Below are 11,458 nucleotides of genomic sequence, written 5' to 3'. Positions count from 1 at the left end.
GTGATAAATAAAATTGACGTAGAAACTGAATTAAACTTAGCTAATTCAACTATTTTAGTGGTCGATGACCAACCTATTAACATAAAGATAGTAGATAAGATATTATCGAGTGAGTATAAAATTGTCGCAGCAACAAGTGGTGATCAAGCCATAGAGTTATGTAATAAAAACCCACCGGATTTAATCCTGTTAGATGTTGTTATGCCTTACATGTCAGGGATCGAAACGTGTGTGATTTTAAAACAACGATTATCTACCGCTGAAATCCCAATCATATTCGTCACTTCGTGTGAACAGCAAGATGAAGAAGAGGCTTGTTGGGAAAACGGAGGCGTAGATTTTATTAACAAACCAATTAATCCAAGCACGTTAAAAAATAGAGTTAAAGCCCACCTTACTCTCAAGTATCAGAGGGATATGTTAAGCGGCTTAGTGTTTATTGATTATCTGACTAAAGTCTATAATCGGCGTTATTTTGAAGAACATATCACTAAGTTAGAAAACAGCAGTAATCGTGAAAAACAAGATTCAGCATTACTTCTCGTCGATATTGATAATTTTAAATTGTTTAATGAGGTTTATGGCCATATCCGTGGTGATATTTCACTTAAACAAGTGGCGGTTCGCATTCAAGATACACTTATGCGACCTAGCGATTTTGTCGCTCGTTTAGGCGGAGGAATTTTTGCCGTTATCTTACCTAATACTGAACTGATTGGTGCTATTTCTGTAGGTGAAAAGATACGCCGAGCGGTTTTGGCTGAGCAAATTGCACACCCTAAATCTAGTGTTAAATTTTTAACGGTTAGTATTGGCATTTCCACTGTGTTCACTGCACAGAAAAACATAGTCACTTTGTTAGATGATGCTGAAAAATACTTAAGTCATGCAAAACAAAGCGGACGTAATATGTGTAAACACCCACAATTAGTATAAGTAGTAGGTTAGCCAAGACAAAATATAAATGTATTAAATTAACCTGTACTTGAGGAATATTGTTCTAAAGTTAATTATGTTGAAGGTCGATAAAATCTTATACGAAAGAGAAGGAACAATATTTAATGTTGCTCGGTAAACAAGCTTCTATCAAACGCAAAGTAAGTGTTTTATTTGTATTTATTGTCATGTTATGCGCTTTAGTTTTTGGCATTTTGTCGGCAATGAGCTTGTCTTCATTTTCTGATGAGCAGATCAATAGCACCAAAGTAGAACTAAAATCGTCTGTCATTAAATCAATGAAAGATGCAGGTGAACTTGCCGGTGAGCGAGTTAGTAAATTGTTAACTCAAAGTTTTGCTCCTGCATTAATGTTTGCCGAAACTTTATCCAATACAGCAATACCAAACACTCCACTTAGTCGCGAATTAGTGAGAGATATGGGGAGGTTCGCATTAAATTCAAGCCCCACGATCAGTTCTATTTATGCCCAATTTGAAGCTAACGGTTATGATAATAGGGATTCTGAATATTTGGGTTCGTTAAATCATTCCAGTCCAGCAGGCACAATTGAAACCTACTGGATACGTGAAGATGGGCAAATTGTATTTTATCCAACCGAAGATGCTAATGAAAAATACTTAGATAATAAAGATGAAAATGGCATTCGAGAAGCTGAGTGGTATTTATGTAGTAAAGATACGTTAAAACCTTGTGCATTAGACCCTTACTTATATGAAATTGAGCCAGGTAAGGAAGAGTTAATGACCACATTGGCTGCTCCTGTTGTGACAAACGGAACGTTTAGAGGCTTAGTGGGGGTTGATATTAATTTGCCTGTTGTTCAAAAATGGATCACAGAGCAAGCAAAAAGCTTATTTGGCGGTAATACTTCGATTACGTTGGTGAGTCAAAGAAAGTTGCTGGTGGCTTCTAACAAATACGCAAATGAGTTGTCTAAAAATGCATTAAAAGTAAGTGAAGAGCTTAAACGTATTTTAACTAGCGACAATGATACGATTATTAATCAAGATTATTGGCATGTAAAAGTTCCAGTTATTATTCCAGAAGCTAAAGTTGAATGGACATTAATAGTTTCTGTTCCAGAAAGTGTGGCGCTTGCGTCTATTAATTCGATGTTAAGTCATGCACAGGATAGCTTAGCTGCAGTTATTACAAGATTGGTCATTTCTTCAATCGTATTCTTAATTGGCGCAATGTTGTTTTCGATGTGGTTAGCTAAATCGATCACTTCACCAATAGAATTAGTGTCAAATTCTATTCAAAAGTTAGCTGAACGTGAAGGTGATTTAACTCAAACAGTAACTATTGAAAGTCATAAAGAACTGATTTTATTGGCGAATGGTTTTAATAAATTTATTATTAAGTTAGCCGAAATGATAGGTGCGTCTAAAGGCTACTCAAATGAGCTGGTTGGTAAATTTACTCGGTTAGAAAAAATTGCCCAAAGTGTAGAAAAAGATACGCATGATCAACAGTACGACTTAGATAATATAGCAACAGCTATGACAGAAATGGCTGCTGCTGCAAGCGAAGTTGCACAACTGGCGGCAGTAACCGCGCAAGGTGGTAGCACTGCAAATGAGTTACTTCATGCAACACAAGAAACTCTCCAAGAGAATGTAAGTGAAGTGCAGCAGTTAGAGCAAACAATGACAATGACAAGTGAACAAGTTTCTAAAGTAGCTTCACGTAGCTCAGATATAACAAGCATAGTTGAGACCATACGTTCGATTGCAGAACAAACTAACTTGTTGGCGTTAAATGCAGCCATTGAAGCCGCTCGTGCGGGTGAACAAGGCCGAGGATTTGCTGTAGTTGCCGACGAGGTGAGAAGTCTAGCGGCTCGTACTCAAACCTCTACTCAAGATATAAGTGACTTAATAGGTAATTTGCAAATTGATGTAAATAAAGCGGTTGATACATTAGATAGCATTAAAGTAACGGTTGCGAATACAGTTGAAAAAACCAGTGTTAGTTTTGAGCGTTTATCAGAAACCATGGAAAGTATTAGGAAGATAAATGAGAGTTCAGAACAAGTCGCAACTGCTGCCGAACAACAAAGTCATGTAGCTGAAGATATTAATTCTAGATTAGTGTCTGTATCAGACAGTAGCAAGGGTTTAGCTGTGTTGGGTCAAGAGTTACAAGATAACAGCCGAGATTCAAAAGAGCTAGTGGAGAATATTGAAAATCAACTGAGCCGCCTTAAGTGTTAACCAGACTTAAGGGCCTACAATTCAATTCTATGTGGAAGTCGTAAATGTTTATCATTACGGCGCTAGGCCTAATAACGATATTGTTAAGTCTTGTTATGATCACTAATCCACAATTTTGGTCAAATGCCATCATCAATTTCAGCGAAAAAAATTACTTTCATTGGTTTGAGGTAATAAGCCGGTTTATAGTTGGCGGAATATTAATTTATTTGCATGCTCAGATAGTTTATCCAATGCTTTTTCTCAGTGTTGGTTGTTTACTTTTAGCAGTAAGTTTTGGTTTAATTTTATTAGGTGGAAACAAACATCGTCAGTTTGCTCGTTGGTCAGCAATTAAATTTAAACCTGTATTTAGGCTTGCCGGTGTAGCTTCCTTATTGTTTGGAGTTTTTCTAGTTTATATATCTAACTTCAGATAGTTTTTAACATGTTCAGTTTCAATATTTGACTAAGTTTCTTTATACTCCCCATATTAAATAGTTTGCATTCTCTTTTGGGATCATCATACATGTCTACAGACCCTATTTCTCTTCGTATAACAGAGCTTATCTCTTTATTAAATACCTATAATTATCAATATTATGTTTTAGATAATCCAACCATTCCAGATGCTGAATACGATAGGGTATTTCGTGAATTACAGGCGTTAGAAGCTGAACATCCTCATTTATTAAGTCCACAGTCACCGACTCAAAAGGTAGGAGGGGTTGCGTTAAATAAATTTGACCAAGTAACGCATGAAGTACCAATGCTGTCGTTAGACAATGCGATGGCTGAAGATGAGTTTGTCGCATTTCATAAACGCATTAATGACCGTCTAAAAACCGATCAAGATTTTGAATTTTGTTGTGAGCCTAAACTAGATGGTTTAGCGGTGAGTATTTTATATGAGAATGGCAAATTAGTTAGAGCCGCTACTCGTGGTGATGGTGCCGTTGGTGAAAATATAACAGAAAATGTGAAAACCATTAAAAGCATTCCATTATCTTTGATTGGCGATAACTTCCCAGAACGAGTAGAGATCCGAGGTGAAGTATTTATGTTGTTAGATGGTTTTCACGCCTTTAATCAACAAGCCATAGAAAATGGCACTAAACCTATGGTTAACCCTCGTAATGGGGCTGCTGGTAGTTTACGACAGCTCGATTCAAAAATTAGCGCAGCTAGACCCTTGGCTTTTTATGCCTATGGTTTAGGTGTGGTCTCTGACGAATTTGAGTTAGCCGAAAGCCATTACGATCGATTGCAACAAGTGAAGTCTTTTGGTTTACCAGTTTGTCCTGAAATTACGGTAGCACAAGGTATTGATGGTGTACTCGACTTTTATAAAAACATAAGCGAAAAACGCGCATCGTTAAATTATGAAATTGATGGCACGGTATTAAAAGTAAATGACATAGATTTGCAGGACGAGTTAGGCTTTGTTGCCCGAGCGCCAAGGTGGGCAATAGCGTATAAATTCCCTGCGCAAGAAGAGTTAACTGTGTTAAACGATGTGGAGTTTCAAGTGGGTAGAACCGGCGCAATTACCCCTGTCGCGAAAGTACAACCTGTCTTTGTTGGTGGAGTAACGGTTTCCAATGCAACGTTACACAATGCTGAAGAAATAGAGCGTTTGGGCATTATGATAGGTGACACAGTGATCATTCGTCGTGCAGGTGATGTTATCCCTCAGATTGTATCTGTGGTGTTAGATAAACGCCCTGCTGATGCGAAAATCATCGAATTTCCAACTACTTGTCCTGTGTGTGATTCTCAAGTTGAAAAACCAGAAGGTGAAGCTGTTACTCGATGCACAGCTGGTCTGTTCTGTGGCGCACAACGTAAGGAAGCCATCAAACATTTTGCTTCCCGTAAAGCGTTTGATGTTGACGGCTTAGGGGATAAAATCGTTGAACAGCTAGTAGATGAACAATTAATTCAATCTCCTGCTGATCTGTTTGTGTTAACCGAACAACAAATATCTAACTTAGAACGAATGGGGCCTAAGTCAGCACAAAATTTAGTTCAAGCGTTACAAGACTCTAAATCAACAACACTGCCTAAATTTTTATATTCGTTAGGTATTCGTGAAGTGGGTGAAGCAACGGCGCTTAATTTAGCAAATCATTATCAAACACTTGAAAACATAAAAAACGCAGATTATGACAGTTTGATCACTGTCTCAGATGTGGGCGGCATAGTGGCAAACCATCTGTTGGCCTTTTTTAAAGAATCACACAATCTAGACGTTATTGAACAATTAATTGAACACGGAGTTCATTGGCCAATTATTGAGAAAAAACAAGAGTCTGAACTACCCTTGTTGGGATTAACCTATGTGTTAACGGGCTCTTTGAGTGAGATGGGACGCACTGAAGCTAAAAATGCTTTAGTATCTTTAGGGGCCAAAGTTGCAGGTAGCGTGTCTGCGAAAACTCACTTTTTAATTGCAGGTGAAAAATCAGGTTCTAAGTTAACCAAAGCACAAGATTTAGGGGTGCCGGTATTAACGGAACAGGATATGTTGGAGTTATTTAAACAACATGGAGTCAGTGTTTAATGTCTTTTGTTTATGATTTGTTGACTCAAATTGGCGGTATGCTAAGACCTTATAATAATGATATAGCTCTCGCTCTAGTGGCTTCTTTATTAGTGATCACAGGTGGTGATATCAATCGATATTTAAAAAGACAGATAAGTTCAGCCAACTTTGTAGTGCGTACCACAATCTTTATATTTGTTTGTACCTTTGGTTATGGTGCATTAACAGTATTGTTAACTAACATACTCAAAACCCAACTTGCAGCACTCTCTTCCATGTATTTAGCGATTACAGTCATCGGCTGCTTTATTGCTTTGGGCGTTTACGCTGAGCGTAAAAGACAAATATAAACGGTCGAATTAAATTGTCAAAATAAAGGCGAACCGTCAATTTTCAGGCGAATTATGCTTTTTAACACTTGCAACTCAGATCAGTCTGGTTACAATTGATTGATAATAAAAAGTAAATAGCCTGAATTAAATCATGACACAACAAATACCAGCGGTGCACAACATCTTAATATTGGATGAGAATGAACGAAGAGCTAACCTTATGGCTGGTCTTTTAGTATTCATTGGAGAACAATGTGAAGTGGTTACTGAGTCTAATTTTGCCAGTAAATGCATTCCTGAAGACGTAGTGACTTGTTGCATATTAGGTGCATTATCAAGTGGTGAGCATGAGTCTATTGTTAAGTCACAACCGGCTATCCCATTCTTATTATTGGGTGATACATTAAAATACTTATTTGAGCAAAAAAACGTCTTAGGGATCCTAAGCGAACCTTTCCTATATCCCGTCATTACACAACAAATACGCGATTGCCAAGAATACAAACGTTTAATGCCAAAGGCACCTAACGCAAATCAAGGTAACAAATTTGAAGGTTTAATTGGCAGTACGGAACCAATGAACCAAATTCGTTTTTTGATTAATCAAGTCGCCAATAAAGAAGCCAATGTACTGATCCTCGGTGAGTCAGGTACAGGTAAAGAAGTGATTGCGAGGAATGTACATTTATTATCAGGCCGTGTTGGAGGCCCATTTGTGCCAGTTAACTGTGGCGCAATACCGGCAGAGTTATTAGAAAGTGAACTGTTTGGTCATGAAAAAGGGGCGTTTACCGGCGCAATATCTTCTCGTAAAGGCCGATTTGAGTTAGCGCAAGGTGGGACGTTATTTTTAGACGAAATTGGTGATATGCCACTGCAAATGCAAGTGAAATTATTACGAGTTTTACAAGAACGAACGTATGAAAGAGTTGGTGGAACCAAAGCTATTAAAGCCGATGTTCGAGTTGTTGCCGCAACGCATAGAAACTTAGAAGACATGATTGAAGAAGGTAAGTTTCGTGAAGACTTATTCTACCGTTTAAATGTATTCCCAATTGAATCACCTTCATTGTGTCAAAGAGCTGACGATTTAGAATTGTTAGTACAAGAGTTTACACATCGTTTTGAACGAGAGCATAAAGCTAAGTTTAATTTGACGGAAAGGGCACTAGAGTCTTTAAAACAGCACCAGTGGCCTGGTAATGTTCGTGAACTTGGAAACTTAGTCGAACGTTTATTAATTATGTTTCCAAACCAAATGGTGGACGTTCATGATCTACCGCAAAAATATCGATATACAGATGACTTGCCTTTTATTCCGGAATACCCAGACGAAATCATGGAACGCCAAGCATTAATTGATATGTTTGCAGACCATAATGACCCAGATGATGATGGTACAGATGATTTTACTATGTCAGGTACTATGGTGGCGGATCCAACGTCAATGATGCTTCCTACAGAAGGGATTGATTTAAAAGAATTTTTGGCTGAGTTAGAAGTGAATTTAATAGAACAAGCTTTGCAAAGTACAGATTATGTGGTGGCCAGAGCGGCGGAACAATTGAACTTAAGGCGCACCACATTAGTTGAGAAAATGCGTAAATATGACCTCAATAAAGATGACTAAAAGTTAAATAGTTGAAATGTAGGGGGAATCCCTATGTCATTGGTATGTAACTTGAATAATAATGGACACTTAGGGATAAAACTTTAAGTATTTCATATAAATGTAAGGTTATTATGCGTATCAATGAGTTAACAGCAAATGAAGTGGTTATGTCGCAAGATATTAAAAACTTACAAGAAAGAAAACATATTGTTGGTAATATTTCATACTCTGAAATTAACCAGAAAAAAAATTGTCAAGATATTAAAGCAAACTGGATGTTACTAACGCAAACAGAACTGTTATAATTAATCTTTATTTCAAAGAGCATTTAATAACACAATGGCAAAAAAAGATTTTAAGCTGGTCGTTGTGCAAGGTATTAAGGGAGGTGTTGGCTGTACAACAATAACATCTAACTTAGCAGTTGCATTAACAAAAGTTGGTTTCAATGTGTTGGTGTTCGACTTCTGTAAAAATAATGATTTACGATTGCACTTCGGGATGGGGTTAGATAGGTTTGAAGGTTTTCACAAAAGTTTAATTGAAAATACCCCTTGGCTTAACAGTGCATTTTCCGATAAAAACGAGACCGTATTTTTCCCATTTGGTCAAGTTCCTCATACAGACTTAAACTCGCTTAATTCCTTAGATCCTAACTATTTTAACGATGTACTTAATCAAATAGATTTTGAGTCAAAAAAAACCATAGTTTTAGTTGATTATCCCTCTTATTCATCGATGTCCGATTGTTATTTTAATTTAGATTTTGATTTGAAACTAACGGTGGGGACATGTGAAGTATCAAGTTACTCAAAGCTTTCAACTAAATTTAGAACAACAACCGATCAAGATCTGTTTGTCATTAATCGATATAATCCAGAAAATAAATTAGAGTCTGACATTAGAACCTTAATTTCAACAGACTTAATTCAATTGAAATTGTTAGGGGTCATATTTGAAGATGAATTTATTCATCAAGCATTAGCGCAAAATACGACCGTGGTAGACTTAAACGAGTTTTATAAGTCATCTAAAGACTTCTATCATTTGGCAATGAGATTAAATGCTTCTTTGTTTGATGAAAACGGAGTGTAATGTTTGAGTACGATTCTTCGCTTAACTTGGAATTCCATTTTTAAATACCCGTATGAAAACGTGGTTGAAACGCTTTTACTCATTAAAAGTGAATTAAGAAAAACACAATGTTCCCTTGTTTATAAACCATTCATCATTGCTCTTTGGTTGTTTAATTGGCTTTTTTTGGGAGAGCGCGTTAAAAAGTACAGTTTAAGTATTTTCTTTCAAAATATTTGTTCTAAATACCCACATATTAAATTTATCAAATTTACCATTCCTGATTTATTGCGAATAACCATTCAGTCTATTTTTTTATTACTGTTTTTTACTGATTCACAGCGAAAGAAACGAATCATAATCCAGCAAAATAATGCCAAAATCAGTGCGACTAAGTCTGTCGTTGCCTTTTTCAGAACTTCATTTATAAATCCGGGTCGAGAACTTGTTGCGAAGTTAAATGAAAAAAATACTTCTCAAGCAAGAAATGACAGAAAAATTAGGTTCTTACGATTCAAATGGTTAAGAATTACATTAATTTTGCTCATGCTTGGACTAAGTGTTTGGGCGATTGTCGTGCCGTTTGAACCTTTAAATCAGCTTATTTTTTCATTGGTACTTTGGGTGGTTGCACTGTGGTTAAGGTCTACACCCGGGCGTTTAGCCACATTGATCATGATGATGTTGTCTATATTAATGTCCAGCCGATATATTTGGTGGCGCATGACAACGTCATTAAATATCGATGATGGCATTGGTTTTGTATTAGGCTTGGGCTTGTTAGCGGCTGAAATCTACACTTGGTTAGTGCTGGTAATGGGGTATATACAAACTGCATGGCCGTTACAGCGTCGAATAGTGCAGTTACCTAAAGATCATGAACAATGGCCATCCGTTGATATTTTTGTACCAACCTACAACGAACCTCTAAAAGTATTAATACCGACGGTATTTGCAGCACAAAATATTGATTGGCCGCATGACAAATTGAATGTGTTTGTATTAGATGATGGCAAGAGAGAAAACATAAAGACATTTTGTGAGCAAAATAATATTAATTATATGACTCGACCAGATAATTCTTTTGCCAAAGCCGGAAATTTAAATCACGCTTTAACTAAAACCAAGGGTGAATTTGTTGCCATTTTTGACTGTGACCATGTTCCGGTTCGCTCGTTTTTACAAATGACGATGGGTGGTTTTATTAAGAACAAAAATTTGGCTTTAGTACAAACCCCGCATCACTTTTTCTCTCCAGATCCATTTGAACGGAACTTGGATGTATTTAATGAAGAGCCTAATGAAGGTGAGTTATTTTACGGTCAAATTCAAGATGGCAATGATTTATGGAACGCGACGTTTTTCTGCGGTTCATGTGCAGTGTTAAGACGTGAACCGCTAGAAGAAGTAGGCGGTATAGCAACGGAAACCGTCACCGAAGATGCTCATACGGCTTTAAAACTTCATCGCCTTGGTTATGACTCATCTTATGTTAATTTAAAACAGGCTGCCGGATTAGCAACGGAAAGTATATCTGCACATATCGGTCAGCGAATTCGCTGGGCCAGAGGTATGTTGCAAATTTTTAGAGTCGACAACCCGTTATTAGGCCGAGGTTTGTCGTTTATGCAGCGCATTTGTTACAGCAATGCGATGTTGCATTTTTTCTATGGTTTGCCTAGGTTAGTGTTCTTAACAGCCCCGTTAACCTTTCTTTTATTGCACACATATATAATCTACGCACCGGTTGAAACTATATTTTTATATGTCGTTCCAGCAATATTTTTAGCTAACCTAACCAATAGCCGACACCAAGGGCAATACCGAAACACATTTTGGGCTGAGTTATATGAGTCCGTGCTTGCTTGGTACATATTCAGGCCAACATTAATTGCATTGATCAATCCTGGAAAAGGTAAATTTAATGTCACCGAAAAAGGCGGAATAGTCGATAAGGATTACTTTGACTGGGGAATAGGTGTCCCATATTTAATTTTGATTGCACTAAACATCTTAGGTCTTACTTTTGGTGTTTGGCGAATAGGTTTTGGTCCTGAAAGTGAAATAAGTACGATTATCATGAACATGATTTGGACCGTTTATAATTTAATGGTACTTGGTGGTGTAATGGCAATAATTACTGAATCTAAACAGGTTCGTATTGCACATAGAATTCAATATAAATTACCTTTTGCTATCTATACCAAAGAAGGGTTTGTCTATGAAGCAATCATGAATGACTATTCAGAATCGGGCATTGGTTTAGAGGTTGTTTCGACTGATGATATTAGGTTTAAGTTAGAGGACAAAATTACCGTAGTATTACGTAGAGATGAAATTATCCATTCATTTGAAACTACCGTTAAATTTGTATCGAATAACAAACTAGGGGTGAAGTTTGATGATGAATCAATGGATAGCTTAAGAAAATTAATTCAAGTTACCTTTTCCCGAGCTGATGCATGGGAAATTCACTCAATGAATCGGGATAAAGAAATAATTAGCAGCCGATTAGTAAGTATTTTTAAAATAGGCATGAAAGGTTACGCTAGTTTATTTTTTTATCTACATAGTTATATAAAGGATAATATGAAACCTTTATATCACATAGGACTATATCTTTTGTCGTTCCTGCCAAAATCCCCAAGGTTAACCAATAGTTAACACTTGGTTTGTCAGTTATCTATAGGTAAAATGTTTTTTTCCCCCAACTTTTTTGAAATTGTTGTTTTTGCAGTGT

9 protein-coding genes are annotated in these 11,458 nt (G+C 36.8%); all 9 read left to right on the top strand.

Translation table 11 applies throughout. From position 1 onward, the window contains the following. The 9 genes from KO505_RS17565 (at window position 1) to bcsA (ending at window position 11,382) form a co-directional block, all read left to right on the top strand. Window positions 1–936, top strand: coding sequence for a diguanylate cyclase (locus KO505_RS17565; RefSeq protein ID WP_371819960.1), 936 nt, complete (start codon window positions 1–3; stop codon window positions 934–936). 125 nt (window positions 937–1,061) lie between these two features. After that, window positions 1,062–3,176 (top strand): methyl-accepting chemotaxis protein, encoded by a 2,115-nt coding sequence (locus KO505_RS06020; RefSeq protein ID WP_216054545.1) that lies wholly within the window; start codon window positions 1,062–1,064, stop codon window positions 3,174–3,176. Between the two features lie 95 nt (window positions 3,177–3,271). After that, entirely contained in the window at window positions 3,272–3,595 is a 324-nt protein-coding gene (locus KO505_RS06015; protein WP_216054544.1) for a hypothetical protein, read from the top strand. A gap of 89 nt (window positions 3,596–3,684) precedes the next feature. Next, window positions 3,685–5,718, top strand: coding sequence for an NAD-dependent DNA ligase LigA (gene ligA, locus KO505_RS06010; protein WP_216054543.1), 2,034 nt, complete (start codon window positions 3,685–3,687; stop codon window positions 5,716–5,718). After that, window positions 5,718–6,050, top strand: coding sequence for a DUF3392 domain-containing protein (locus tag KO505_RS06005; protein ID WP_216054542.1), 333 nt, complete (start codon window positions 5,718–5,720; stop codon window positions 6,048–6,050). The genes ligA and KO505_RS06005 overlap by 1 nt, the downstream gene beginning before the upstream one ends. Before the next feature lie 133 nt (window positions 6,051–6,183). Then, on the top strand, window positions 6,184–7,662 hold the full coding sequence (locus tag KO505_RS06000) for a sigma-54-dependent Fis family transcriptional regulator (protein ID WP_216054541.1): 1,479 nt from the start codon (window positions 6,184–6,186) through the stop codon (window positions 7,660–7,662). Window positions 7,663–7,775: 113 nt separating this feature from the next. Next, the gene (locus tag KO505_RS05995) at window positions 7,776–7,949 is read left to right on the top strand and encodes a hypothetical protein (RefSeq protein ID WP_216054540.1); all 174 of its coding nucleotides are present in this window, start codon (window positions 7,776–7,778) and stop codon (window positions 7,947–7,949) included. Between the two features lie 34 nt (window positions 7,950–7,983). Further along, window positions 7,984–8,739, top strand: coding sequence for a cellulose synthase operon protein YhjQ/BcsQ (locus tag KO505_RS05990; RefSeq protein WP_216054539.1), 756 nt, complete (start codon window positions 7,984–7,986; stop codon window positions 8,737–8,739). Window positions 8,740–8,742: 3 nt separating this feature from the next. Next, entirely contained in the window at window positions 8,743–11,382 is a 2,640-nt protein-coding gene (gene bcsA / locus KO505_RS05985; protein WP_252731659.1) for a UDP-forming cellulose synthase catalytic subunit, read from the top strand. Window positions 11,383–11,458 lie beyond the last annotated feature (76 nt).

Origin of the sequence: Psychrosphaera sp. F3M07, from assembly GCF_018860345.1 — a bacterium.
In the GTDB taxonomy this organism is placed as follows: domain Bacteria; phylum Pseudomonadota; class Gammaproteobacteria; order Enterobacterales; family Alteromonadaceae; genus Psychrosphaera; species Psychrosphaera aquimarina.
Note: the sequence above shows the minus strand (reverse complement) of the source record. Positions and strands in the feature narration are given on the sequence as shown.